This is a genomic window from Paraburkholderia fungorum, assembly GCF_046026025.1.
Lineage (GTDB): Bacteria > Pseudomonadota > Gammaproteobacteria > Burkholderiales > Burkholderiaceae > Paraburkholderia > Paraburkholderia fungorum_E.
This window is the reverse complement of sequence record NZ_JAQQFL010000005.1, coordinates 135,304-161,607: the sequence shown is the minus strand read 5'-3', so window position 1 is coordinate 161,607 and position 26,304 is coordinate 135,304. Positions and strand designations below refer to the sequence as shown.

Genomic DNA, 26,304 nt, shown 5'->3' with positions numbered 1-26,304 from the left:
CTCCTCAGAAGATGTTTTTGCTATGCAGCGCGACTTGAAGATTTTGCCGCTGACAGTAATCGGTGAAAAGGTCGTTGTAAGCTCTGACCAATTCTCGCAACTGCTCGTTCCCAGAATAGTCTTCGACTTCGAGGCGAAGCAAGTTTTTGACGGTGTTTAGGCCAATCATACGGCCATGGGAATTCCAATGCTTGTGGTCGCCCAGTTGCTTCGCTATCTGCTCCGCTCTTTCGGCCTTTTCCTCAGGTGTAACCTGCTGCCCTTTCTTCGTAGGGTCGGTGCGATGGGCCACCCAATCTTTAAACTTGTATTCGACCAACCATTGTTTCAGCAGGCTGACCGAGAGGTCGCGCGCCTGCTCGTAGCTTGCAAGCATCGCCTGGTCCTGGCTCTGGATGATGCCGTATTCTGCCGAGCTCAACGTATTGGCGAGAGACTTCTGAATGAGCTTCTCGTAGCGGTCCAAGTATCCCAAAGCTGGCACATACTGTCCGTTCACGGGCACCTGGGGGTCAATCGGGCCCAGCGACGACGAATAATCCATGAAAATCTTGTCGCCTGACATACACCAAATCGTACCGGCTGAGAACGCGAAATCGGGAACGACGAAATAGACGCTCCTGTAGTGGAAACGGGTAATTTCCACCATTTTTTCGACCATCTGCGCGCTACCGCCGCCGGTTCGCAGAAAGATTGCCAGCGCATCCTTTTTATCGGCCTCTTTCGCCAGCGACTCAATAAAGTGCCGGAACGGGACGAGAAGAGCCGGATGAATCTCGCCACTGTAGTACATCACGTCGGCGCCCAGCTCAGTCTCCAGCTTGGCAGCGTAGTCCTGCAACTGGTTGCGAATCGTCTCATCGAAGATTCGTACGTTCCCGTTAGCCATCTGTCTGAATTTATGAGGTTTTCGCGAGGTCGCGGAAGTATCCGCTACTGCGGTTAACGGCGCAAGCGGAAAATACCTTAGAGCCCCGGTCCTCTCTGAACCGCCTACGCCGGCGGCGTCAACGAGGCCGTGCCCCTACGGCAGCGCAGCGACCCTTGACGCCCAACGGACGAGTTCATCCCCTCTTAGCTCTGTCGGGCGACGTTGAAAATGTCACCCGGTGAACGCCGCGCGGCGAGCAGGTCTTCCAATCAGTTGATTGCTGGCGCAACGCCATCTGCATGCCGCAAGAGAAACCGGCATGCAGCCTCCCGTGCAGTTTCCTCAGGGACGTTCCAGTACGACTCGTGCTTCGAGCCAACGGTGAGGTCGAGCCAGAATGGTCCGCGCGCAAATCGCGAGGGCCTAAAATTTAACTGGCGGCGAAGCAGCACACGAACCGTCGTGCCGTCCCCATACACCTCCGACTCCACCTCGAAGTCCTCGATGGTTTCGAACGCGGGCGCTTCAAACGCGACCGTCTTGACTTTTCCGTCCGCGAAAGCTGGGATTACGTTCGCCGCCGATTTGCCTTTCATGATTTATTCCTCAAATAACCGTTTGAGTTTGCATAATTATCGAAAAACGCGACGCACACAACAATAACCCCACACCTTATTAATATAATACTGAGAAATGGCGATAACGTCGAGTTAACAAATCTATTTAGCGAGATAGCCAATTGGTGAAGCGTAAATATAACTATCAACAGGAGCCGTATAACAGTTAATTAACGCATGAACAACCGAAACGTATGCCATGAGGCCCATGAGGCCCACACGGTTCCGGCGAGGCGCCAGACCGTGTGCGGCATCTGGGCGATGTAAGAGGTGTAAATGTGTGCCCCAAGCAGACCGAGCACGATTGCCGATATGGCATAGCCCCACACTTTAATGGTTGTCATTGTTTCTCCAGGTCGGCGTAACGAATTCCCTGCGCCGCATAGTACGGGCGAAGAAAAACTCGATGAATCGGCACACTACGATTTCCATCGTGCGACTGCAAAATACCCTGCCCCACGGGGAGATTTGACAGAACCTCCGGCGATACCACGTACTCGCGATTCTTACGCACGGAGTACGATTGAGACACCGTCGAGTCCCCCCCGAATCTGCCGTTAGCGGCTAGCGAGGCGTCGGTCACATTCTCTGAAATGTTCGAATCAATGGTTAACGCGTCATGCTGCCCGAGCAAATCCGCAGCGAATTCCGGCACTGTCTGGTTGAGAATCAGGAGGTTGCGAAGCGATTGCAGCAGCACTTCCGCGCGCTCGTCGCCTACGCGCTGCACGATTGACGCGAACCCTTGAGTCAGCAAGACCGTCATCGATTTTGATTCGCGGCAGAGTGCTTGATATTCTGCATCGCCAGGGCTCGCGTAGTCTTGATATTCATCGATGACAAGCGCCATGTACCTTTCGGCATTGCACCGCCCCTCCCGCGCCCAGTCAAGCCTGGCAAGCATCGCGTCTTCATACGACAACTTCAGAAGCATGCCGAGAATGACTGCGAGCCCCGGAACGCTCCGGCTGTTGCAGTCGAGCACGATGACTAGGCCACGATTGATGCACTCCGACCAATCGGGCATGTCCAAGTCCGACTCGGGCGCGTTGTACAGGTGCGCAACGTCCGGGGCCGTCAGTGGTACCAGGAGGTTGAACAGCTCCGACACATAGATTGCGCGGAATTTTTCGTCCTCGCCCATGCGGTCGATTACGAGCTTGGAGTAGTAGGCAAAATGCTCTGGGTGGTCGCTCCTCGCTGTCGAGCCACTGAACAGCACGTCGATATACTCCGCGGCCATTGCACCCGGCGTGTCACTGCCAGAAGTCTTTAGAAGCAAATCGCTGAGCAGCACCCGTACGGCAGCCGCGGTCACGTAGCCGCTCAGAAGGCGCAGCAGACCAATTGCGCCTTCGGCAAGGTGTGCCGCACCCGCCCGAATCCACCGTGTGTCGGCGCCGAACGGCGCTCCGTTGACGTTCTCAAGTGCTGTCAGGAGAGCATTTGCCACGGTCGCCGGGGACGACAACGGCATGTGCAGCGGATTCCACTTCGTAAGTTGACTAGGGCCGATTGGCAGTAGGTCTGCGCTTCGTCCTGCGGCGTTCATTTCGGTGCGCAGCGGCTCCACCAAAGCCGCTTTCGAGTCCATGACCAAGCCCCCAGGGCGGCTTGGATGATGGAATAGCTGGAAGACGGCTGGCCGCAGCACGTATGCCGTTTTCCCGCTGCCGATGCTACCCAAGACGAGCAGGCCGGTCACCAGCCCCTTTGCGGGCAGCACCGACCATTCGGGCGTGGCGCTATAAGCCTCATCGGTTCGATGACGCAGGGTGTACTCGCCGTTTGCGTCGTACTCCCTGACGGAGTGGACCTCGCCGATGACGATGCCCGGTTCAGTAAAAGTGGGGACATCGGGCAGACGGTAGCCGGCTGCCATAGACGCCTGAGACTGAGGGTGCTTTTCCAGAAACAGACCAAGCCTTACGCCAAACGGCCCCCAGTATGCGCGGATGCCAAGCGCGGCAAGTGTCCCGGCAATCGGACAGGCCGACAGCCATGCCAGCCTTCCAGTGACGTCGTCTGGCAGGAACGGCAAGACGACGTAAGCAGCACTTAAAGCGAACCCCAGAAACGCCGCCTGAGAAAGCAGCGAACTCAAGTGGTGCTCTACAATCGCGCGCAAGCGATGCAACGTGTATGCGCTCGTTCGGGGGCGCGGAGAGTGCTCGTGCAGAAACATCACGCGTCCCGATAAAGCCGCGCTCGACTGCAACAGTACAGCGCGAAAAACGGGTGAAACCAAGGTCGCGCGCCGCGGCCGATTTCTATTTCGCCAGTCCGGCTGCGATATGAGCGATGGAAGAAGATGTGCTTCGAGTGCCAGGTCATACGCGCACCTCCACGACCTCGCTGACAAGCCAAGGGAAAGCCGGTTTTGCCGCAGCGACAGCCACAGCGGCAAGCTCGGCTCGACGATGTGCAAATTGAACGCGTGCAACGCCAGTGCCATCGGCAGCAATGCGGGCGTCGAGCGCGGCCAATTCGCGGGTAGCGTCGTTCTGAGACGGCGGAGCAAGGTCCGACAGTGCGGATTGCAACGCGTCGGCGGCGCGACCTACAAGTGTCACGAAATGCAGATTAGTCGCCCCGTGCTCAAGCAAGGGTAGCCAGCGCGCAGCGGCGCTGGCGATAACCGCAGACGACGACTTGATGGCGTCCGCTGGCGGTACTGGCACATACAGTTGATAGCGGCCGGCGTCATCGCGAGCGATGAGCGGCTCTGCATGTCCTTTACCCGGAACGGCAAACCGCTCGCGCAAGATTGACTGTGCGGCCGAGGTTAGCCATTCGAGATTCGAGGTAGCAAAGAAGACCATGCTGCCGCGAAGTAGACCGCGCCATCGTCCTGACTCAGAAAGGCCTGCACGGAGGAATTTCGGCGCGCGGCGGGCATCGAGTCCACCCGCGAAAGCTGTCGGCTGATAAACCGGCGCATTGCCGAGACCCGGCAGCAACAGACGCCGAAACAGGCCAGCGGATGCAGCGTCGCGAAGAGCGGACGCCGCGTCATCGCGCGAGATGTTCAGTGCGGCGGCTGCGTAGTCAGGCGTCGATGCGCAATGCAGCGCGGCGCATGCGGATGCGTGTTCACGGATGGTGGGAAGCATGATGACTCCAGGGCGCGCACAACGGCGCTTCACCTCGTATAGCTGCGCGTGACCCGCATGCCGTATCGCCCACGCTGGTTTTCAACGGCGGGCCACTGTGCCACCAACGCGAGCCGAAGAGGAAAAACTCTGCGCTCTGACAAGCCTTGTCGCGTGGCGGCCATAGCCGGCATGGGACAAGGCGGAGCCCGCTTGCGGGCTCCTTGGCGACGGCGCAAAAGCGCACGGAGTGCGCGCGCCGGGCCGCGTCAGCGGCAGCCGGTCAGGCGACCGGAGGGAGACTGACAGTCGCCCGCTCGGGCGACACGCGAGCGCTTAGCGGGCGACTGAATAGAAGCCTTGGGGCACGCGCGGCGGTCAGCGTTCCATGCCGCTATCGCGGACACGCGACGATGCAGCAATAGGTGACTGCGATGAGAGCGCAGCAGTCGATTCGGCGGAGGCCTGTGTTCGCACCGGCTCCTGCGCTGGCCCCGACGATTGGCTAGTCGAGCGGTCCATCGCCCGAATAATCGCCGGGTCGAGCGCCGGGTCTCCGCGTGCGGAGGGCGGAATCTCGCCCTTCAATGCGTTAATGCGCGCGTCCTGAGCCGCGCGCGAAATGTCGAGCGGGGCGGACTCATGGCTGACGCTTTGTGCGCGCTCAAACAATGCGCGTGCGGTCGGCGACAGCACGCGCTCGGCAATCTCCGAATCCTGCGCAACGGAGTCAGACGTCCGGAACGCTTCACGCTCCAACGAATCGCGCAACCGGAACGAGTGCAAGCCCGCCAGCGGGTCGGCAGCGTCGATATGATGGGCGTGAGGGTAAGCGCCTATCTCTGCACGTGTCGTAGCGACATCGCGAGCGTGGTCCGGCGAGTGTGCGGGAGGTTCATCGTGGACCGGGCCATCATGCCCGGTGGTCACTGCACTGTTGCCTACTGGTTCCCCATCTCCGACTTCGGCGGCTTGCGCCACCTGCTCACCAGGGTGTGCGGCGTGCGGAGCGGAGGCCGTAGTTCCAGCAGAAGCCGGGGCGGCACCGGCTTCTGCGGATGCTGCGTGCGCGGCATGCAACGCGCTATCGGCATCAGGACTCGCTCCCGGCCTCTGAAACGGCACGGGAGCTGCTGCCGACTCCACTTCGTTCGCCACCTCCGCGCCTTCGGCAGCGGCGTACTGGCCGGTCTCGCGCAAATGGGCAATAAAAGTTGTTGAGTACATGGGTTCCATGGCGCTATCACCCGTAGACTGATTGGGAGCATTCGCTCCGATGCCCCAGCCGCTCCGCGATTTCTTCACGTGAGGCCCCCTCATTCTTCATCTCGCGGGCGGCCGCATGCCGATAGGTGTATGCAGACACTTGAGACAAGCCCGCACGGTCCGCCGCTCGGCTTACGCGCTCTCGAAACGCCGCGACGGTTCCCTCATGCGCCACCGTGCGCTGCTCCCGATGCCCGAGCCAGTCCAGCAGGTCGCGTCCCGCCTGCGTGCCCGTCAATTCGTCTCGCGCGTAGCCGAGGATACGCACGTCCACACCGCGCGCATCGTCTACCTTCGCGCCGCGAATGGTCAGCGTCACGGTGTCACCATTCTGCCGGACGCGCACGCCCCGAACCTCGGCCGGACGGCTTCCGGTGAGCGCAAGCACGGCAAAGGCCGCACGGTCCTGCGACGGTGCTTCGCGCTGCACTACTTCACGCCAATCAGCAGGCAGCCCGGACAGCGAGGCACGTTTACCGTTACTCTCGTCAGGCTCGGCTCGCGAAGGGCCTGCGAACGCGCTGCGCCGCGCTAGGTCCTTTTCGCGGCTCCCTGTCGTGGGCGGATAGCGCCGAAGTGTTTCCAGCCCATCGCGGACCCGGCCGTATGCCGCTGCTGCACGTGCCACGTCACCCGCTCGTCGATAGCGGTCCATGTCCCGCAGTGCGCCCTTCACCTCATTGCGAGTGACGTGCACAAGGGCGGCACGGCGGTACTCGAATGTGTTCTTGCAGGCTGCGTCTTCCGGGCGCTGGCCCGCTTCCTGCATCTGCGCTACTACACGGTCGTAGCGGGTAGCTGTCTTATCGGAAACGGCCCGTGCGTCGAAACCCCTCACGAAGCCACGCGCCTCTCGCACGTCGGCCCGTAATTGAGCCGCCGCCCGTGTGTCGGCCCGCGCTTCCAACCGCTCGCGCAGTGCCGTGACCCGCTCGCCCAGCCGAAGGCGGTCATGGGCCAGACGCGGCGAGGAGCGCCCCGCGTCGAAGCGGTCAACGTTTCGGGTTGTCGGCGCGTTCGCCATTGCGGGCTCCTAGTGCTTTCAGCAGCCTCGTCACTGCCTGGCTGGCGGTGGACTGACGCTCTGGCGTGCGCTCGGTGGCACGCTCGCCCGGCGGGCGGATACGCGCGGATTTGCGTTCCGTGTGTCCCCGCATGTCACTTCCTCGAAATGTGGAGCTGCGCCGCCGATTTCGCTCCGACTTCGCCCATGCGCAGCTTGCGGTGCAGCGTGACGGCCGCGTAATCCATGCCCGCCGCCGCCAAGGCGAGCCATGCGCCGAATAAGATGACGTGAGCCGTCAGCAGCTTGTCCAGAAAAGGCAGGATGGCCGGGGCCTTTAGCTGTAGCACGACCCCGCCAACCGCGATGAGCGCGGCCATGACGGCATACGGCAAGAAAATTGAGGAGGGGGACTGTCGCATTGCGCACGCGGAACAGAGCGTCGATACCGTGTATAGCGCAATTTCGCGAGGATGTTTCCGGTAGCCGGGCCTACGGAGTCAGCTACAGTTACGACCTTCGAAACTACTGACAACTCTAGGTGAAATATGGCAGAGGTGGTTTGGCATTACACGACTTGTATCCACCTGTCTCAAATCGTCGAAGCCGGAGAACTCCAGTGTAGTAACGCTGGCGCACCAGGTGTGGTTCCACTCCTGTGGTTCTCTTCTAACCAGGCTTGGGAGCCGACAGCGCGAAAGATGGTCGCATCCCCAGACGGACGCGGCGTACGTCCGCTGTCATTTCACGAGCAGGCCAAGGTGTTCGGCTGCGTCCGCTTTGGCCTGAGCGCGTCAGACCCGCGACTGATGGACTGGAAAACAGCATGTGCCTTTGACGGGACTTCACGCGAAATGCGTCGCAAAATGGAATTGCGAGGCAAGCGGGATGGTGCGAACCCGAAAGACTGGTCCGCTATTGCGGTACCGGTCCCGCTGGAGGAACTGACATTCCATTTTTGGGCCAATCGCGCGAAAGCATGGGGGGCCGGCGTGACTCCGCAGCAGGTCTTGGAGATATGGGAAGAGGTTAACGGCGAGACAGCCTGACGCCAATTCGAGCCTTCGCATCCCGTCTTCAAACGCCACACCGCACGAGGACGGGTCGAGCACCACGAATCAATGGGGTCGTGCTGCCCGCCTCTCCTGGTCAGCAGGCCCGCCGCAGGCGATTATTATCCTCACTGTCACTGTTCCGAGCGCGGAAAGGGCTATAGCGCTTGGAATTGACTACTCACGCTTACGCGGCTCAGGGGTGAATTCGCCGCCGTCGCGCGGCGAAGAGGGGGCTTCGCCCCCCTTCGTATGCACGCCTGCGTATTTCAAGGTCTATATATGTGTCAGGTCTATATATAAAGACTATGCGCGGCGGTCACTCAGAAAACACCCTTATTTTTCCGATGTATTTTCGCTTTAAGCGATGACCGAGCGAGCGTCAGTACACAAAAATCCCAAAATCTCCGTCGTCAGTACACAAATCAGATGTACGTCAGTACACATCCGACTATACTCGGGCATCGCCACTTTAGCGCCGACACCGTGCTTCCGACCGACACCCTCCCCGACACCGCCACGAGCGTCTGGCCTCAACTCAAGCTAGCGCGCGGGAAGCTCGACACTCACCGGGCATTTCCGCATGCGTTCGTCCGCAGTTCGCTGTTCAGCTCACGAAAATTCAGTGGCGAAGCGAATCGGAAGGTTGCTGCTGAAGACAATCCAATCAGCATTGCCGCGCTAAGCAATTACGAGCTGGAGCAAGTAGCTGGCGAGCGCTTGGACCAAGGTGATTGCGACGTATACGTGTGGCTGCTGAATCGCGCATACCAGCGGGGACTTGCGGGCAAGAGCGAGGCACGGATTTTCTTCACTCGGGAAGAAGCCATTTCGGAACGCGGACGCCAGCGTGGCACAAAAAATTTCTGCCTGCTTCATGAGTCTCTGATGCGGCTGTACAAAGCCGACATTAGCTACAAGACTCGCTATGCCTCCGGACGAACACGGTTGATTTCGTCAATCGAAGAGCCGACACCCGGAAGCAAGAAAAAATACGATTATGAGGTGGTCATTTCTGCGAAAGTCGGGGATTTTTTTCAGGAAAGGGATTTCCGGATTCTTCAAAATGAAGAGCGGGGAAAACTTAAAGACTATTTATCCAAATGGTTGCACGCCTTCTATTCTTCACACGCCAAGCCCTTCAAATGTAGCTGCGACCTGATAAAGGCGCTCGCCGACCGAATAGATACGCCAGAACGCATCTGGCGTGCGAAACTCGATGCGGCGCTGGCTCACCTAAAGGAGGTCACCGGCTGGCCAGAATGTGAGGTCATACACGAGGCTGGCGAACGCCCTAAAATTAGCGTTATAAAAGGAGAACGCCAGTTTCCGAAGCGGAAGAAGACTGGTGATGACCGAGCTGACGGTGCCGAGTCGGAGTCGTGATGGACGTTCTATCTACTTGAGGCAAGCCCGGCAGGGCGCGTCAGGCCGTAGGCGAAGCGTCGCGGGGAGCCGGTGGGCGAGTAGGAACCCCTGGCGGTAGCCAGGGCTGTCCACGGCCGCGAGGCGGTGTACAGCCTGCTCGTCCACGGGCGGGCGCGGGTGGGCCGATAGTCACGGTATTCCCCGCGTCGGTGTTGCCGCTTAACGGGATGCTGCCCTTGCTGCGACGGGTTGACTGGGCGATGCTGCCGGCGCACTAGCTTCCTCTGCTGCGCTTGCCGCGACCGCTCCCGATGCCGTTGCTGCCGCTTTTGCTTTGTCAGCGCGTGCATCTTCTATCCCGGTAACCGAGACGAGCAATCCCTTTGCCTTCTCGTCATGCTCTGCCACGCGAGCGAGACGCTGCATCACCTGCGGCAGCCACTTCGGCTTGTACTCGGGCTTGATGGTGTCCGGGTCATCAAAGTGGAAGTCGGTGCCGCCACCCAAGTAGCCGAAGTTGCGCTCCACCGCGTCAACCAGGAAGACCTTCTCGTCTTCCTTACCCGGGCAGGTCTTCTTGTCCAGGATGACCGCATGGCCTGCCGTGTGTTCGAAGTCTGGCGGCAGGACTTCTTCTTCCTGCCCGCGGCGCACGGTTTCAGGCCAGTCACGCACGTACGGCACGATGAGGCCCGTGTAGTGGCACTTCGAATCAGCCTTGTACCACTGCGGATGGAAGCCTACGACCTCAACGATTTCGCGTTCCTCCGGCGTCTTGTGAAGAGGGTAGGTCTGGTCCGGCCACAGGATGACGCTCCCGACGAGTGCGCCGGCAATATAGATGGCGTGTGCCGTTCCGAAAATGATGTCGAACATGATTTAGTTTTTGTTTCCGCGTCAATTATCGAGCGCACTCGGGCGGCGGTGCATCTTGTTTCGCGCACCATCTGGCTCGATAGATATCGCTCATAGACGATGGCTTCTGCATTTGGGGTTGCGCATCGGGCACGCGCGGGAAGCCAGCAAAATCTTCCCAGGCTTCAATATTCGTCTGCTGGCAGTTTTTGTAATTCGCACTGCATGCGTTATACGTGGCATCAATGGCCGCTTGCCCCGATTCGTAACCGGTTCGCCACGCACATCCACCATCGCCACATACCAGCGCGCCATATCCAGGTCCTGGACTTCGGTCCATTACAACGCACTTTTTAGCAAGCGCGGCGTGCCCATTGCGCCGCGTCGCTGTGCGACAGCCGGATAAGGCTACATTGTCCGCTTGTGCCTGTGTGTCGTAGTTGCTGGCTCGATACAAAGCGGAGTTGTCACCAGGAACTGCCGATATGGATGTGAAGGCGAAGGCGGGCTCCCAAAAAACAAGGAATCCGCAAACCGAAACCAACAATTTGAACGTATTTTTCATTTTTGTGTAGCTCTCAAACTAACCCCGTAGACCGTTACCCCAGAAAGCACATCGCACGTCGGAGCCGAGGACAGCACTGCGCACGCGCATGCTCAGCAGAGGTATGAAACGGAGTCATATTACGAATTTCGTAGAGAAATTACAACGAAATATTACGATATTCGTAGGATGGTCAAAAAGGAACCAACCACTGTTTTTGGACGCCGCCTGCGAGCCGCGAGGCTGCGAGCGGACATTCCGCAAGACAAGCTCGGCGTGAAGATTGGGCTCGATGAAGGAACGGCGAGCGTTCGGATGAGCCGCTACGAGACAGGGGTTCACGAGCCCCCTTTTGGCATCGCCGTAAAGCTGGCGCTGGCATTACGGGTGCCTGCCGCATACTTCTATTGCGACGATGACGAGCTTGCCGATGTGGTACTAGCCTGGGGACGGCTGTCGAAGTCAGAGCGCAAGCGCGTCAAGCCTCTGATTATGGCCAAGCTTGCTGCTAAAGACGCCGGTTCATACTGACATTGGGGAAACGAGCCTGCTGGGGCGTGAGGCGGGCTATTCCAAAACTGTTCTACCGTCATAGGACCAGGGCATCGCCCAGAATTCCCTTCTCCAGTCCGTCTCGTGCCCGTCAAAGATAGCCGTCGATGGTGCTGGACTTGAGGGCTTCGTTTGTCGCTCGAGCCAGCATTCCAGACAGCCCTACGGCCATTACGCCATTCGGTGGACTAACTGAAACTATAGTGGCCGCGACCCGAAGGGCACGCCTTCTGTTGCTTCATACGAGAGCACCTCGTCAGCGTTAATTTGGACGGGAATCGCCCCTTTGATTCGCATCAGTACCTCTGACTTCCGCTCCACCCTGACGCTATTATCTACACCAAAAAACAAGACAAGGTCATTGATATGGCATATCTCTTTTATTATCCGAAATAAATTTCCGCGCCGCGTTCTCCCACTAATTCCAATACTTCCGGCTTCTTCGGAAACGCAAAGGGACGCCTTGCAATTTGAGTCGACTATAATCTTTTCGAAGAAACTCTTAACAGGTATATCGTCAAAATAATTTTCTCCGGCAAAATCGATAGAAGTTAGCATGTAGAATGAATGTACAAGCTCAGAAGATATGGTCATCGTCTGAGTTGAATTATCCATAGATATCTTTTTTCCAAGAAACTCGCCCTTAAATATCGACTGCAAAGGCGATGCTTCATTCTCTGCCGTTGAAACCTCCAATATATCACCCCGCCCGAAATTCATCATATGCATGTTAATATCGGGTTCGGTTGTCTCCAACGTTGTGAACGGAAAAGAGGAAACCGAGCTAGTGGAATTCATCGTCACGCCGGGTTTTCCAGCGGCCGCCGCAAAACGAGATTTTCCAAAAATATTGCCGTCTCGGTAGAACGAAAACTCAAGTTGGCGAACGTCAGTCATAGCTTATCTCGAAGGTCAATCATTCAATAGGCCGGTACTAAGGGGGAAGCGCACTTCCGCTTTGACGCCAAAAGGGTCTGTTATTTCTGGTGTGGCATAGAATTTCATTTCCTGCCAAACGACACTGGTGGCCGTCTTTTTTGTTGCGTAATCGTATGCTGCGTTGCTATTGATTGCTGCTGTGCATATAAGCGATTGAATTTCCCTAAATTCTACCGAGCCTTTATTGTCAATATAAACATTGAACGAAATTAATTTCATCGGCTCATAGAAAAACGAAAACAGCTTCAGGGCAGAAAGCAATTCTCGCTGAATCTCTCCGACGGTTTGCCCTGTGGCGCTAAAGCTTACGTAAAGCGTTTCGCGAGAAAAGAATACTGACGTCGAGGAAGCCACGAAAATCTCACTCAACTTCTGCTGCACATGCAAAAAAAGATTCTGTTCGCTGTCAATCTGCAAGTGCTCCGGAGTACGGGACTCCACGGTGCTTGTTTCGACAGTGTGCTGCAGCGCTCGGAGAAACTGCGCGACCTCCGGATGTGCCGGGGTACTCGGGGAGTATGGTATGACTTTAAGGCCATATCTTTTTGAAAACGCATCTATCTTGAATTGCGAGGTTTCGTTCAACAAGACATAATGAGAAATGGGAATTTCATGGTTCGTTGAATATAGTTTATCTAAAATTATATTAATGTGTGGGTCACTCAGCGAAAAACCGACAAAGATAAATGTTTTTGTTGAAAAGCAACTTGTTAAGAATAAGTGGGTCGCTGAATCTTTATGGATGACTCTTTGATAATCGGCGGTCGTTAAGACTATGGTCGAATTGATACCAATATCGCCATGTATTTTGAAGACAAGCGATTGTCCTTTTGCGAAAGCGCGAGCCGCCTCTGGCGCCGCATTATTCGCGTACACGCGATGCCGACCACCACTTAATCTTTCGGGAATTCGGTCATAGTTCGTTGTGAAAATAGTCTTTGGGGATAGTTTCAACAATTCCCGGTACGCATCAGGAATGGCATCATCAAGAAATTCCTTATCAAACTCCGCTTCCATTATATCCCGATATGCGGACGAACCAAGCGCCTGTACACACACGTCCGCCACTTCCAGATAATGCTCGCCCTTCTCGATGTAGCCATTAAGTTCCGCCTGACTATATGAAAGGGAGCTAGAGGAAGCTTTCGATATAAATGTCTTCAGCAGGTTTCCCCAAGAAGGGAAAAGCGGCTGCGAGAGGCCGGCGCCTACAAAAAAACAGAAATTGTTTGGGTTCGCATGGAAACTAGCTACGAGTTCCAGAAAAACCTTGTTTTCGCCGAGATTCATGTTTGACTCATTATTGACGCGACAGCATTAATCTTAGCATTCGATGAGAGGCCAAGCGGAGCGTTATTGCGTTAGCGGAACCTGCCCCAGCTCGCTCGGGTTTATCTGTCTCAGTCGGGTGTCTTGCCTGGCGCTGTTGCTAGTCCGTCGAATCCACCCGTGGACGGCTTGCTCTCGGTGTTTGGGATATGTACTTGCATGGGCGCGGGGACGGACTAGCTGGTTGCAGGCGCCTCGGAGCGGTATGCTTTTGCGCAAGGACGGAAACTGCTAGATTGACCGCTTCACAAAAAAGAACGCGAGGTTCGCATGGATGTGCCGGGGGAAAAACTGCTCATAAAAATGTGGGAGTCGTTGGCCGACCGTGGTATCGGGTCGCTGTTGAAGCCTTGGCAGATGCGGAGAGAGTCACGCGCTCAGTTGGAGACTCGCAGGAACGAGATGCTATTGCTTGCTCAGGCTGAAAAGGAAGCCGAAGAGATTCGCGCGGGCAAAAAGAAAGTAGTCGAGACCGATAGAAAATCGCTGATGCTTTTGTCTAGCGACGCAGAGGTGATTGACGGAAGGGCCGAGCCGGTTTTGGACATGGGCGCGCTGATGCACGCGGCCGAGGAGTCTAAGCGCGCTAATGCGGTGCGTGAGGAGATAAACGTCGCGAAAACCATCCTTCAAGCCGAAGACATTCTGAGCGCTGACCCTTCCGAGGCGACCGAACACCCTATCGACGCGGACTGGCTCTATCGTTGGCGGGACTGTGCGGCTCAGGTCTCTTCGGACGAACTGCAATCACTTTGGGCGAAAGTTTTGGCGGGTGAAGTGAAGAGTCCCGGCGCGCATTCGCTGCGCACACTCGACTTCTTGAAAAACCTTTCGCGTGCCGAGGCAGAGCAAATTCAGCGGCTCTGCCCTTACGTGGTCAATGGCCAATTTATCTTCACCTACGGTGAAATGGCGAACTCCCCAACGACGAGCATTGATTTTTTAATGCAAATGCAAGAGCTTGGGCTCATCAGCGGAGTCGGTGGGGTGGGTTTGACTATCACATGGAAGCCTAATGGCGGCGGGGCTCTGTTCGTCCAATATCTGCTAATGCACAACCGGGCGGTCGTTGCACGAACGACTGACTTGACAAAAGTGCTAACGCTTACCATGTACCGCGTCACACCGCTCGGGATGCAAGTGCTGGCGCTCAGTCCGATGCCAGCTTCGGAGCCGTACGTGCAAGCGATTGCAGAAGCGGTGAAGGCGCAAGGCTTTGATGCATATACGGCGGTCAGCGTTGCAGTGCCGGGGGGCCGTCATATTCTGAACGAAGTCAAGGTCTAACAGCGGTGTTATCACGGCGGCTCAATTCAGTGCCGTGATGGGTGGTCATTGGTACCCCCTTCAACCACTGTTCCGCCAGCAGACGACTTATGCACGAGGGGAGGGCGGCGACGTGGGGCCGAATCACCCGCCCATCGCGAGCCGCAGTGCGTCGATATCCCGCTCTGCAGCCTCTATTTGCTCAGTGCTTGGCTCAGAAGGTGGCTCTAGGCCAACGAATTCCAGTGGGAGCCAAACAGGCTCGGCGCGCCCCCTAATAAAAATCTCGATGTATCCATGCGCTTGATGCACGACGACTTTTTGGAATATTCGAGCAAGCTCTTCGCGCAAGCGCAACGCGCCATCCATTCCATCGCGGCCTGCCGTAATCTCATCTATCTCGCGCGAAATCTGTTTGAGTGCAGCAATGTATTCGCCGTCGTCGGCGAGGTGCCCATGGTCGGCCAGTTCGGCGCGGACCCGAGCGAGTTCGTGTTCGCGTGCATCGAGCGCCGTCCCTTCGCTATCTAATCTTTCTATCAGCGTTTTCCTGGCAGACGTTGCCGTAACGCTACCAGCAAGGTCGGCCAGTCCCTCGATGTTCCGTTTGACGTTGGCAATCTCCACTTCCAAAGCATCCGCGCGCCCGGTCAGCGCCTCGAGCGATGTATCAGTTCTCCAATGGCGAGGCATCCACGTAGATGCTACGTGGTTGACGCAGCCTTCAAGCTGAGCCGAACTGACGCTAGGACATTTCGTTAAGCCGCGAACGCGGGCCGCGCAGTAATACCGTGCATATCCAGGTTGTTTGGAAGATGCCTTGTTCTTGCGAACTAGCGAGTTTCCGCATTCGCCACATTTCACGAGCCCGTAAAGCCAGTTCCGCGCGTGCGCGTCGCGTCGGCCAGGGCGCAGGCTGCGCCGCAACGACGTGGCCTGCGCTCTCAGAAACGTTGTCTCGTCAATGACCGCTGGATAGTAGCCGGAAATTGGCTCGCCAACGGCGACCCTGTTCTTGCTATTGTCACGGTCAATGCGCCGCGGTTGATATTCTCCAAGCACAGCTCGATTTTTCAGGATGCGATTTATCAGAGAGAGGTGCCAGCTTCCACTGGCCTCTCTGCGTCGGGCAAAATCCTCGTCTGACTCCCCAGCTTTCCTCACGGGTGCTTTCCCCGGCACCGGCCATCGCTCCCGATTTGCTCGACTGCAAATCGCCACGGCACCCGCGCCGTTGATGCGCATTTCGAAAACCGTCCGAACACTTTCAACAAGTTCGGGCACTGGTTCAAAGCCGGATTTGTCGGCCTTTGCGCGTAACCAGCGGGGAGCCTCGCTGGTGACAATCCGCGTAGCCGTGCCATCTGCCGCACGCTTTTTTTTCTGTTCCCATACCGCCGAAAGACGGTCCGATTTGCGCGCACTTTCGTCGTTGGCGCGCGCCATATAGATGATTGCAGTAATGAGGTCCCCGACATCAGAGACGGAATCTTTATTCCACTCCTTTTCGTCAATCAGAGTAACAACGACGATGCCGGCATCAATCAAATCCAAAAGAAGCCGTAAGGCGACGTTGACGTTCGCCCGAGATAGCCGGTCAAACTGCTCGACGATGAGATAGCTGCCCGGTCGCACCTTGCCTGCCTTCACGGCATCGATGAATTCAGCCAGTTTGCCCGTTTCGATGTTCTTCTTTCTAAATGCGGAAACGCCAAGGTCTCGATAGGCTGACGCACGGGCCAAATTAAGGCCCTTCTTCTCGCAGTACCGTTCTGTCATCTCCACCTGTCTGCGCAGGCTATCACCCATAGCTTGTTGCGCGGTGCTGAATCTCACGTAACTGTAAGCTAGTGGTCGTTGCATTTCCCCGTTCGACATATCGGCACCAGATGATTAAATTTGGTGCAATTATAACTCGACGATGTCGATCGTCGGCCTACCCGATCTGGAAGTGCGCGAAAGCCGCGAACGCGTACGCGCGGCGCTGCAGAACTGCAGCTTCGATTTCCCCGTGCGGCGTATCACCGTCAATCTCGCGCCTGCCGATTTGCCGAAGGAGTCCGGCCGCTTCGATCTGCCTATCGCTTTAGGCATTCTGGCGGCGAGCGGGCAGATTCCGGCCGAATCCCTCCTGCATCGCGAATTCGCCGGTGAACTCTCGCTGACCGGGGCGCTGCGACCGATGCGCGGAGCGTTCGCGATGGCCTGCGGGACGGCCCGCAGCGTGGCGCATCACGGTGGCCCCGGCGGCGCGTCTCCCTTTGCTACTGCAGCGACTCGTATTCCGTCGGGTGAACCCGCGACGTTCGAGACGTCCACTCAGCGCACCCCGCAGCTCTACTTGCCCGCGGCAAGTGCGGCCGAGGCGGCACTCGTGCCCGGTGTCGATGTCTACGGCGCCACCGACCTGCCGTCGCTGTGCGCGCATCTGGTCGGCGCTGCTGACGCCCGGCTCTACCCGGTGGCAGCGCCCGACCTCAGCGAGACCGCCGCTGCCGCCATTCCCGACATGACCGATGTGATCGGCCAGCGCGGCGCGCGCCGCGCGCTTGAAGTCGCCGCGGCCGGCGGACACCACGTCTTGCTGGTCGGGCCGCCTGGCGCGGGCAAATCGATGCTCGCCGCCCGTCTGCCAGGCCTGCTGCCGCCCATGACCGACGACGAAGCTCTCAGTTCGGCCGCATTGCTTTCCGCCAGCCGGGCTGGCTTTACGCCTTCACTATGGCGGCAACGGCCATTTCGCTCGCCACATCATTCGTCGAGCGCAGCGGCGCTGGTCGGCGGGCGCAATCCGCCGCAACCCGGCGAGATCACCTTGGCGCATCTGGGGGTGCTATTTCTGGACGAACTTCCGGAATTCGACCGCCACGTGCTGGAAACCCTGCGCGAACCCCTCGAGGCCGGTCGCATCACAATCTCCCGGGCCGCCTTGCAGGCGGATTTTCCGGCAGCCTGCCAGCTGATCGCCGCAATGAACCCTTGTCCCTGCGGATGGCGCGGCGACCCTAACGGCCGCTGCCGCTGCACGCCGGAAATCGCGACGCGCTATCTGCGCAAACTGTCTGGGCCGCTACTGGACCGGATCGACATCCAGATCGAAATCCCGGCGCTCACGCCGGCGGAGCTGTCGGCACGTTCCACAGTCACCGGCGAAACGAGCGCGACAATCGCGCTGCGGGTGAATGCCGCTCGTGAGCGCCAACTGGCCCGGCAAGGCAAAACCAATCGCGAACTGGGTGGACGGGAAGTAGACGAAGTCTGCCGCCCCGACGCAGCCGGCGAAGGCTTGCTGCGTCAGGCCGGCGAGCGCTTCGGCTGGTCAGCGCGTGCTCACTACAGAGTCCTGAAGGTGGCGCGAACCATCGCCGATCTGGCCGGCGCCGCCATGCCGAGTGCAGCGCAGATCGGCGAAGCCATTCAATATCGTCGGGCCTTCGGGTCGCTATAAGGCGAAAAATCGGCTGTCAAGACTTGACTTATGCACATGTTCGGGCTTCTGACAAATCTGGAAACATCTGAAAGGCACCCGCAAGCATGCATTCCAAAGGCATTGATTCGATTGAATTTTTTCGACCGTCCTGAGCCAGCTTTGGCTGACAGAATGCCCGTGGGATGGGCATCTCCGGCAAAAAAAGCGAAGTTTTCAACAGAGTTATCCACAGCACCTGTGGGTAATCGGAAAACTTCAACGTAAACCGGGAATTAGCGCGCGATGCTACGAAGGAACTTTCACTGTGCACACCGATCTTGTCGCGCGTGAACCGGCCGGAACCGAAGTTTCAATACAGTTGGAACGACGAGAAAAACTGGTCGATCTGCTCCTGTTGCAGCGGCTTGGAAGCGATGATCGCTGCCTGATACACATGTCGGCCACGCGCGACCAGCCGCGCATAGACAGTACGCGTTTCGTGTTGCGAACCCGCTTCACCGGTTACCTTCATCTCCAGACCCAGCACCTGACCGCCGGCAGCGAGCGGGATTTGCACTGCGTGCGCGTCCGGCGCGGCGCCGACGTTGCGCGCGAGACCGGTGCGCAGGAATTCCAGGGCTGCGCGCTGGGTGGCTTCGTCGTCGCTCGGCAGCATGACGGTGCCAACCGCGAACACGGCGTCGCCGGCCTCAGCGGTCTGCATCGCCATCTGCATCGGCGTGCCGCCGATCTGAATCACGCGCTGATCGTTGCCCGGCTTGGCCGGCAGGTCGACCGTATAGCCGTTGTCGTTGTTCATGACGGTGCGCCAGTCGAAGGTCGGCGAACATGCGCTCAACGCGCCGCCCAGTACCAGCGCGCAGGCCATCGTGCCGAGTACGGCGCGCGTCCGCAGCAAGCGGGAAGCTGTGCCGGCCGGGCGGTCATCGGCCACGGAGAAGCATGGGGAACGGCTAACGGGGCTGGCAGGACGAGGACGGTCAAACGGGATGATCGAGATCCGGGCGAGAAAGCGAAAAGCGGTTTGGAGCATGGGGACAGAAGACCGGGCTGACAGGAACGTAAAGCCCTATTATCCCCTCCCGGGCCGCCCGCTGTCGCGCAACCGGAATGGGGCTACAATAGCGACGCTTGGCCGCAGCGGATTTAATCGTCCCAAACCCGGTCAAAAAACGCAGGTCCAAAAGCAGTCCCAAGCGCAGTCCCAAACCAACGCACTGTCCCGCGCGCTCCGCGCGACTTTCGAGGTTCCGTTCATGAGTTCCACCCCGTCCACCGCCGCACGGCGCTCGAATCCGGTTCGCGCCAGCATCATCGCCGTCGTGGCCATCGCGCTTGCGATTGCCGGCTACTTTGCGTTCGCCGGCCAGCAGCGCGTGCCTGATGCGACCTTCACGTTGCTGTCGGGCCAGAAAGTGTCGACCGCCGATCTGAAAGGCAAGGTCTATCTGGTCAACTTCTGGGCGACCAGTTGCGACACCTGCATGAAAGAAATGCCGCAGATGGTCCAGACCTATAACCGCTTCAAGGGCAAAGGCCTCGAATTCGTCGCCGTCGCAATGAACTACGACGCACCGATGTACGTGGCCAACTACACGCAAACCCGCCAGTTGCCGTTCAAGGTTGCCATGGACGACGGCTCGGCCGCCAAGCAGTTCGGCAACGTCCAGCTCACGCCGACCACCTTCCTGGTCGATAAAGACGGCAAGATCCTGAAGCGCTACGTCGGCGAACCGCAATTCGCGGAACTCGACCAGTTGCTGGAAAAAGCGCTGAACGCGGCCTGATTGCCGCTTCATTGCCTGGAAACGCCCCAAACAAGGCGCTTTGATTCACACACGCCGGCGTCGCACCTCGCCGCCGGCGCTTCACATCCTCACCGCTCTCCTTCCCCTTTGGCCGCAAGGCCATATCGTTTGATCTTCTCGTAGAGCGTCGCCTTTCCAAGCTGCAGTTTGTCCGCCGCCAGCGCGACTACCCCGCCGGCCTGCTCCAACGCCTCAGCGATCACCGCCCGCTCGAACTGCTCGACACGCTCCTTCAACGGTTGCGTCGCTGCGCCGTCGTCAGCGAAAGACATGACCGGGTCGTCGGCCACACCGAGCACGAAGCGGTCGGCGGCATTGCGCAGTTCGCGCACATTGCCCGGCCACTCACGCTGCATCAGACTCGCACGCTGCCGGTCCGTGAGAATCGGCGCAGGACGCTGATAACGCACCGCTGCATCCAGCAGGAAGTGCTCGAACAACGGTACGATGTCTTCGCGCCGCTCGCCCATAGGCGGCAGCGCGATCGTCACCACGTTCAACCGGTACAGCAAATCGCGACGGAACGAGCCGTCCGCGACGTGCTCGGCCATGTCGCCCTTCGCGGCGGCCACCACGCGGCAATTCACACGAATCGGCTGATTCGACCCAAGCCTTTCCAGCACGCCGTCCTGCAACACGCGCAGCAATTTGACCTGCAACGCGAGTGGCATGCTCTCGATTTCGTCGAGGAACAGCGTGCCGCCCGAAGCATGTTCGAGCTTGCCGATCCGGCGTTTTGCCGCGCCGGTGAATGCGCCGGGTTCGTAGCCGAACATTTCCGACTCGAACATCGGCTCCGGCAGCGCGCCGCAGTTCACGGCGATAAACGGCTTGTCCCGCCGCGGCGACAGTTCATGCAGACTGCGCGCAATCAACTCCTTGCCCGCACCGGTGTCGCCGTTGATCAGCACCGACGCGTCGGTCGGTGCGATATTCGCGATCAGCCGCCGCACCTGGTCGATCGCCGGACTACGGCCGATGATGCGCGGCGCCACTGAGTTCTGCCCGGCCAGTTCACGGCGCAGCGCGAGGTTCTCGAGCACCAGCTTGCGGCGCTCCAGCGCGCGTCGGACGGTTTCGATCAGACGCTCGGACGCGAATGGCTTTTCGATGAAGTCATACGCGCCGTCGCGCATCGCCTGCACGGCCATCGAAATATCGCCATGACCGGTGACCAGAATCACGGGCACGTCAGGCGCGCGCTCATGGCACTGCGCGAGCAGTTCGAGACCGCTTGCACCAGGCAAGCGAATATCGCTGACGATCACCCCGGAAAAATCCGCGCTAATCATCTTCGCCGCGGATTCCGCCGACGCATGGCCGATCACGTCGAAGCCCGCCAGTTGCAAACTCTGCACGCTGGCGCGCCGCACCAGTTCGTCGTCTTCGATGTACAGCACTTGCAGGCCGTCGTTCAACATATCGTTCTCGTTTGATTCAGGAACCGGTGGTCAGCGGGTCCGAGGTGTGGCTCGTCTGCACGCGCGCACGGCGCAGCGTCAACACGAATAATGCACCGCCGTCCGGGGCATTGCCCGCCACTAGCGTGCCGCCGCAGTCGCGCGCGATCGACGATGAAATCGCGAGGCCAAGCCCAAGCCCCTGACCCATTTCCTTCGTCGTGAAGAACGGTTCGAACAGCCGCGGCAGTACGTCGTCGGGAATACCGGGGCCGTTGTCGCGCACCGCGAACGAGACGCTCGACTCCGTGGTTTCGATCTCGATCGAAATATGCGGTGGCGTCATCCCTGCGGTTGCGTCGAGCGCATTGCCGAGCAGATTGATCAGCACCTGTTCGAGCCGCAGATCGTCGCAATGGGCGATCAGTTCAGGGTGGTCGTCGGCGAGATTCAGCGGTGTGCGCACGCCGGTATCGGCATCGAGCAAGGCGAACTCAACGTCGACGCCTTGCAGGCGCTTCTGCAGCAGCGCGACGACGTTGCGCAACGCTCGCATGATCGGTGCGCGCGCGCTGCGTGGCCGCGCGCGTCCGACGAACAGCTTCAACTGATTGGTGATCTTGCCCATGCGCTCGGTGAGCGCGGCGATCGCTTCGAGATTTTCACGCGCCGAGGCCTGGTCGCCACGTTCGAGCAGCACGCGTGTGTTGTCGGAGAAACCGCGCAGCGCCGCGAGCGGCTGATTCAATTCATGTGTGATGCCGGCCGCCATCTGACCCAACGCGGCAAGCTTGCTGGCCTGGATCAGTTCATCGTGCGCCGCGCGCAATTCCTGTTCCGCGCGCGTTCGTTCGGCAACTTCCTTCTGCAACTGCTCGTTCGCCTGCGAGAGATCGGCGGTGCGCTCGGCCACTCGCTGGTTCAGTTCCGCATAGGCCTTTTGTAGCAGAGCACGGCTGCGCATCACTTCGCGCACCCGGGCGCGGCGCATTCTCCAGTAGAACGCCAGCAGGACCAGCGACACGTATCCGAAACCGGTAATGATCGTCGTGTTACGCGCGTCGGCGTCGACCGGAGTGACAGGCGACATCGTAATCAGATGCCAGTCCGGCTCACCCATGCCGCGCCGCGACGCGAGATAGCGTGGCGCATAACGGCCGCCCCCGATGCGCACGATCTGCGCATTGCCTTCGAGCGTGCGTTCGATCGTCACCGGCAAGGGCGCGATCGGTTGCTGCGCGTACTGGCGCGCCTGATAGATCGAATCGGCGACCTGCCCCGACAACGGCCGGATGGTGTGATATTTCCACGCCGGCACCGACGATAGAAAGATCACGCCGTGATCGTCGGTGACAACCAGGGGTTCGGACGCGTCCGCGCCCTGAAACCATTCGAGATCGAGTTTGACCACCGCCACGCCAACGATCTTGCCGTCCCGCCGCACCGGCTGCGAAATGTAGTAACCCGGCGCCTGCGAAATCGTGCCGATGCCGAAGAAGCGGCCCACGCCGCCCTTCACCGCATCGAGAAAATACGGCCGGAATTGATAGCCCGCGCCGATAAAGCTGCCCGGCCCGTGCCAGTTGCTCGCGGCGACACAAAAACCGTCAAGCGGAATGATGTAGGTAACCGTGGCCCGCGCATGGCGGTTGAGGTCTTCGAGATAGAGATTGGCGCGCTGGACGTTGGCTGGAGTGGGATTGACCAGCACGTCCTGCACGATAGGGTGTTCAGCCAGCAGATAAGGCAGCGATTCGTAGCGCTCGAGCGTGCTTTTCAGCGCATTCGCCGTGCGATCGACCCGCACAGCAGCGTTGCGCCGCAAGGTGTCGATGCCGCTCTGCCACGCGACGCTGTACGTGAGCCCGCACGCCACCACGAGCCCGGCGACGAGCGCGAAGAGGATCAGCAGGCGGCGCGTCACGTTGGCAATTCCCGATCGGTAAGGATCGGATATTGTGGCATAAGGCGGCGCGCCGCCGGCACGAGCTTCCTCGGCCGGCGGCGCAGGGTCACGGCGCGCGGCCGCCGTTTTCATACCGGGTTGTCCGCGGCCGTGAGCGGGGTGCTGGCGGGAGTCGTAGCCGGTGCCCGGCTTAGACGCCTGCCGGCTCTTTGACCGCCACATCACCCCGTAAAGCGGCGTTCAGCTTGTTGCGGTCCAGTTCCTTTTCCCATGCCGACACCACCACCGTCGCCACACCGTTGCCGACGATGTTCGTCAGCGCGCGGCATTCGCTCATGAAACGGTCGATACCGAGAATCAGCACCATGCCCGACAGCGGAATGGTCGGCACCACCGCGAGCGTGGCGGCCAGCGTGATGAAGCCAGCGCCCGTTACACCGCTTGCGCCCTTCGACGTCAGCATGGTCACCGCCAGCAGCGTGAGCTGCTGCGTCCACGTGAGGTCCGTGTTGGTTGCCTGGGCGATGAACAGCACGGCCATCGTCATGTAGATGTTGGTGCCGTCGAGGTTGAACGAGTAACCGGTCGGCACCACGAGGCCCACCACCGAGCGCGAACAGCCGAGCTTTTCGAGCTTCAGCATCAGTTGCGGCAGCGCGGCTTCCGACGAGCTCGTGCCGAGCACGATCAGCATCTCTTCCTTGATGTAGCCCACAAAGCGCAGGATGTTGAAGCCCACCGCACGCGCGATGATGCCGAGCACGACCACCACGAACACGATCGAAGTCAGATAGAACGTGCCGATCAGCTTGAGCATGGGCAACAGCGAGCCGATACCGTATTTGCCGATCGTGAACGCCATCGCGCCGAACGCGCCGATCGGCGCCAGCTTCGTGATGATGCGCACGATGCCGAACAGCACATGCGAAAGCCCGTCGATGAAGTTCGTGACGACCTTGCCCTTCTCACCCGCCGTGGCCAGCACCGCGCCGAACAGCAATGCGATCAGCAGGATCTGCAGGATTTCGCCCTGTGCGAACGCGGATACGAGCGTGTCCGGAATGATGTGCATCAGGAAGTCGACCGTGGTCTGGCCGTGTGCCTTCGCGGCATACGACGCGACAGCCTTGCCGTCGAGCGTGGCCGGATCGATATTGAAACCGACACCGGGCTTCAGCACGTGGGTCGCGATCAGACCGAGCACCAGCGCGAACGTGGAGACGATTTCGAAGTACAACAACGCCTTGCCGCCGACGCGCCCAACCTTCTTCATATCTTCCATGCCGGCGATACCCGTCACCACCGTACAGAAGATGATCGGCCCGATCACCATCTTGATCAGCTTGATGAAGCCGTCGCCGAGGGGCTTCATGTCGATAGCGAAGTCCGCCGAATAATGGCCGAGCGCGATGCCGAGAATGATCGCCACGATCACCTGGACGTACAGCACTTTGTGGATAGGTTTCTTCACGATGTTTCCTGCGATATGGGTGAGCTCAAGGCCTGCCACGCTGCGCACCATGCGAACGAAAAGTCGTCAGCTCGTGCACGGCATTAGGCCGCGACAAGACGACGAATTCAGAAATACCGGGGAGGGAAATCAGACATCGTTGTCTCCTTGCTTTAGTTGTCGGACCGTTGCGGCCGCGTGATCTAAATTGCAAGGTCGATGCCAGCTTGAGACTAAGCAGATCGCTTTGATTCTTATGGGTTTTTTGGCTTACCGCGAGGCGGCTCGTCCGGGATTCCGGAAATCCGGACGAGCGGTGTCGGGAAACCCGGAATCCGTATGAGCGGCGCATCCGGGAAAACCCGGAGAGCCTTTTTGGACGTGGCTTTCGCTCAGTTCAGCGCGAAACCGGCCTGCTTCGAAGTGCGGCTCTCGCCCACCTCGGGCACGGCCATTCGACTTCTATGCGCCGCCCTCTTCCAGCACCAGCAGGTTTTCGTGCGAGAAACCCAGCGACACCGGTTGACCTCGTTCGGGCAAGCCGCGATTCGGGTCGTTGAACACATCGAGTGAAATGACCGCATCCTTCACGCGTGTTCTGATGCGCACCACCGCGCCGAGGAAATTCACTTCTTCGACAATGGCGCTCAGCGTGTTGCGGCCCGGCGCGGCCGGCTCCAGCACGATGGCCTCAGGCCGTAGCGCAAGCATGCGTTGCTTGCCCGCGTCGCCTGCCGGCAGTGCTTGCGTGGTGGTCAGCTCCTGACCGTCGACAGCCATCTTGCCGGTTTTCGGGTCGACCACATGCCCCGCGAGAATGTTCAACGTTCCGACAAACGACGCGACAAAGCGCGTGCGCGGATAGTTGTATATCTCCAAAGGCGAACCGATCTGCTCGACGCGCCCTTCGTTCATCACCACGATGCGATCCGAAATCGACAGCGCCTCTTCCTGATCGTGCGTGACGAAGATCGACGTGATGCCCAACTCACGTTGCAACGCCCGGATGTCTTGCCGCAATGAAATGCGAATCTTCGCATCGAGCGCCGACAGCGGTTCGTCGAGCAACAGCACCTGCGGCTTGCCGGCGAGCGCACGCGCCAACGCCACGCGCTGCTGCTGACCGCCCGACAATTGCCATGGATAACGTGCACCGAGGTGCGGCAGCTTGATCAGTTGCAGCATTTCTTCGACGCGCTTGTTGATCTCCGCCTGCGGACGGTGCGTGATCTTCAGTCCGAAGCCGATGTTGTCGGCCACCGTCATGTTCGGAAACAGCGCATACGACTGAAACACCATGCCGACCTTGCGCTGGCGCGTGCGCAAATGCGTCACGTCCTTGTTGTCCAGCCGGATGGTGCCGCGCGTGGGCGTTTCGAAGCCGGCGATCATGCGCAGCACCGTGGTCTTGCCGCAGCCGGACGGTCCAAGGAACGTAATGAATTCGCCGCGCTCGATCTTCATGTCGAAGTGATGCAGCGCCGTGTTCGCTCCGAAGGCCTTATGCAGATTTTCGATCTCAAGGAATGCCATGATTCTCTGCCTTAGTCGGTCAA

Annotated in this window: 23 protein-coding genes; 6 read left to right on the top strand and 17 right to left on the bottom strand. The window is 59.1% G+C overall.

The window, feature by feature from the left end:
• Window positions 1-4: 4 nt before the first annotated feature.
• The 8 genes from PQR67_RS08320 to PQR67_RS08285 all read right to left on the bottom strand — a co-directional run bounded on the left by PQR67_RS08320 (window position 5) and on the right by PQR67_RS08285 (window position 7,229).
• Window positions 5-889, bottom strand: a complete 885-nt coding sequence (locus tag PQR67_RS08320) for an SDH family Clp fold serine proteinase (RefSeq protein ID WP_408456926.1) — start codon at window positions 887-889, stop codon at window positions 5-7.
• Between the two features lie 251 nt (window positions 890-1,140).
• Complete coding sequence (locus PQR67_RS08315) at window positions 1,141-1,467, bottom strand: hypothetical protein (RefSeq protein WP_408456923.1); 327 nt, start codon at window positions 1,465-1,467, stop codon at window positions 1,141-1,143.
• A gap of 191 nt (window positions 1,468-1,658) precedes the next feature.
• Window positions 1,659-1,832: a hypothetical protein gene (locus tag PQR67_RS08310; protein WP_408456920.1), complete on the bottom strand. Its 174-nt coding sequence runs from the start codon at window positions 1,830-1,832 to the stop codon at window positions 1,659-1,661.
• Window positions 1,829-3,592, bottom strand: coding sequence for a type IV secretory system conjugative DNA transfer family protein (locus PQR67_RS08305; protein WP_408456917.1), 1,764 nt, complete (start codon window positions 3,590-3,592; stop codon window positions 1,829-1,831). Before PQR67_RS08305 ends, PQR67_RS08310 begins: the two co-directional genes overlap by 4 nt.
• A 226-nt stretch (window positions 3,593-3,818) precedes the next feature.
• Window positions 3,819-4,601: a hypothetical protein gene (locus PQR67_RS08300; protein ID WP_408456914.1), complete on the bottom strand. Its 783-nt coding sequence runs from the start codon at window positions 4,599-4,601 to the stop codon at window positions 3,819-3,821.
• Window positions 4,602-4,958: 357 nt separating this feature from the next.
• Complete coding sequence (locus PQR67_RS08295; protein WP_408456911.1) at window positions 4,959-5,807, bottom strand: hypothetical protein; 849 nt, start codon at window positions 5,805-5,807, stop codon at window positions 4,959-4,961.
• 16 nt (window positions 5,808-5,823) lie between these two features.
• On the bottom strand, window positions 5,824-6,870 hold the full coding sequence (locus tag PQR67_RS08290; protein WP_408456908.1) for a tyrosine-type recombinase/integrase: 1,047 nt from the start codon (window positions 6,868-6,870) through the stop codon (window positions 5,824-5,826).
• A 134-nt stretch (window positions 6,871-7,004) separates the two neighbouring features.
• Window positions 7,005-7,229 carry a hypothetical protein gene (locus tag PQR67_RS08285; RefSeq protein WP_408456905.1) on the bottom strand — a complete coding sequence of 75 codons (225 nt, stop codon included), beginning with the start codon at window positions 7,227-7,229 and terminating at the stop codon, window positions 7,005-7,007.
• Window positions 7,230-7,550: 321 nt separating this feature from the next.
• On the opposite strand from PQR67_RS08285, the gene PQR67_RS08280 reads away from it, so the two are divergent.
• A complete protein-coding gene (locus tag PQR67_RS08280; protein ID WP_408456902.1) occupies window positions 7,551-7,898 on the top strand; it encodes a hypothetical protein in 348 nt (115 codons plus the stop codon).
• Window positions 7,899-8,387: 489 nt separating this feature from the next.
• Complete coding sequence (locus PQR67_RS08275; RefSeq protein ID WP_408456900.1) at window positions 8,388-9,287, top strand: replication initiation protein; 900 nt, start codon at window positions 8,388-8,390, stop codon at window positions 9,285-9,287.
• 201 nt (window positions 9,288-9,488) lie between these two features.
• Here PQR67_RS08275 and PQR67_RS08270 read toward each other — a convergent pair whose 3' ends face one another.
• On the bottom strand, window positions 9,489-10,145 hold the full coding sequence (locus tag PQR67_RS08270; RefSeq protein WP_408456897.1) for a hypothetical protein: 657 nt from the start codon (window positions 10,143-10,145) through the stop codon (window positions 9,489-9,491).
• A 712-nt stretch (window positions 10,146-10,857) separates the two neighbouring features.
• On the opposite strand from PQR67_RS08270, the gene PQR67_RS08265 reads away from it, so the two are divergent.
• Window positions 10,858-11,199 (top strand): helix-turn-helix domain-containing protein, encoded by a 342-nt coding sequence (locus PQR67_RS08265; RefSeq protein WP_408456894.1) that lies wholly within the window; start codon window positions 10,858-10,860, stop codon window positions 11,197-11,199.
• 219 nt (window positions 11,200-11,418) lie between these two features.
• On the opposite strand, the gene PQR67_RS08260 is transcribed toward PQR67_RS08265, so the two are convergent.
• Window positions 11,419-12,117, bottom strand: a complete 699-nt coding sequence (locus tag PQR67_RS08260) for a hypothetical protein (RefSeq protein WP_408456891.1) — start codon at window positions 12,115-12,117, stop codon at window positions 11,419-11,421.
• Between the two features lie 15 nt (window positions 12,118-12,132).
• Window positions 12,133-13,449: an SIR2 family protein gene (locus tag PQR67_RS08255; protein ID WP_408456888.1), complete on the bottom strand. Its 1,317-nt coding sequence runs from the start codon at window positions 13,447-13,449 to the stop codon at window positions 12,133-12,135.
• A 309-nt stretch (window positions 13,450-13,758) separates the two neighbouring features.
• Between PQR67_RS08255 and PQR67_RS08250 the strand changes: the two genes are divergently transcribed.
• Window positions 13,759-14,775, top strand: a complete 1,017-nt coding sequence (locus PQR67_RS08250; protein WP_408456885.1) for a DUF2806 domain-containing protein — start codon at window positions 13,759-13,761, stop codon at window positions 14,773-14,775.
• 123 nt (window positions 14,776-14,898) lie between these two features.
• Here PQR67_RS08250 and PQR67_RS08245 read toward each other — a convergent pair whose 3' ends face one another.
• A complete protein-coding gene (locus PQR67_RS08245) occupies window positions 14,899-16,617 on the bottom strand; it encodes a recombinase family protein (protein ID WP_408456882.1) in 1,719 nt (572 codons plus the stop codon).
• A gap of 58 nt (window positions 16,618-16,675) precedes the next feature.
• Here PQR67_RS08245 and PQR67_RS08240 point away from each other — a divergent pair, with 58 nt between their 5' ends.
• A complete protein-coding gene (locus tag PQR67_RS08240) occupies window positions 16,676-18,202 on the top strand; it encodes a YifB family Mg chelatase-like AAA ATPase (protein ID WP_408456878.1) in 1,527 nt (508 codons plus the stop codon).
• Between the two features lie 331 nt (window positions 18,203-18,533).
• On the opposite strand, the gene PQR67_RS08235 is transcribed toward PQR67_RS08240, so the two are convergent.
• Entirely contained in the window at window positions 18,534-19,118 is a 585-nt protein-coding gene (locus tag PQR67_RS08235; protein ID WP_408456875.1) for a hypothetical protein, read from the bottom strand.
• A gap of 322 nt (window positions 19,119-19,440) precedes the next feature.
• Here PQR67_RS08235 and PQR67_RS08230 point away from each other — a divergent pair, with 322 nt between their 5' ends.
• A complete protein-coding gene (locus PQR67_RS08230) occupies window positions 19,441-19,971 on the top strand; it encodes a TlpA disulfide reductase family protein (protein WP_408456872.1) in 531 nt (176 codons plus the stop codon).
• 89 nt (window positions 19,972-20,060) lie between these two features.
• Here the strand turns inward: PQR67_RS08230 and PQR67_RS08225 are convergent, their stop codons facing one another.
• The 4 genes from PQR67_RS08225 to PQR67_RS08210 all read right to left on the bottom strand — a co-directional run bounded on the left by PQR67_RS08225 (window position 20,061) and on the right by PQR67_RS08210 (window position 26,281).
• A complete protein-coding gene (locus PQR67_RS08225) occupies window positions 20,061-21,413 on the bottom strand; it encodes a sigma-54-dependent transcriptional regulator (protein WP_408456870.1) in 1,353 nt (450 codons plus the stop codon).
• Between the two features lie 16 nt (window positions 21,414-21,429).
• Window positions 21,430-23,430 (bottom strand): sensor histidine kinase, encoded by a 2,001-nt coding sequence (locus tag PQR67_RS08220; protein ID WP_408456868.1) that lies wholly within the window; start codon window positions 23,428-23,430, stop codon window positions 21,430-21,432.
• A 58-nt stretch (window positions 23,431-23,488) separates the two neighbouring features.
• On the bottom strand, window positions 23,489-24,769 hold the full coding sequence (locus PQR67_RS08215) for a dicarboxylate/amino acid:cation symporter (protein ID WP_408456865.1): 1,281 nt from the start codon (window positions 24,767-24,769) through the stop codon (window positions 23,489-23,491).
• A gap of 441 nt (window positions 24,770-25,210) precedes the next feature.
• Window positions 25,211-26,281: an ABC transporter ATP-binding protein gene (locus PQR67_RS08210; RefSeq protein WP_408456862.1), complete on the bottom strand. Its 1,071-nt coding sequence runs from the start codon at window positions 26,279-26,281 to the stop codon at window positions 25,211-25,213.
• Window positions 26,282-26,304 lie beyond the last annotated feature (23 nt).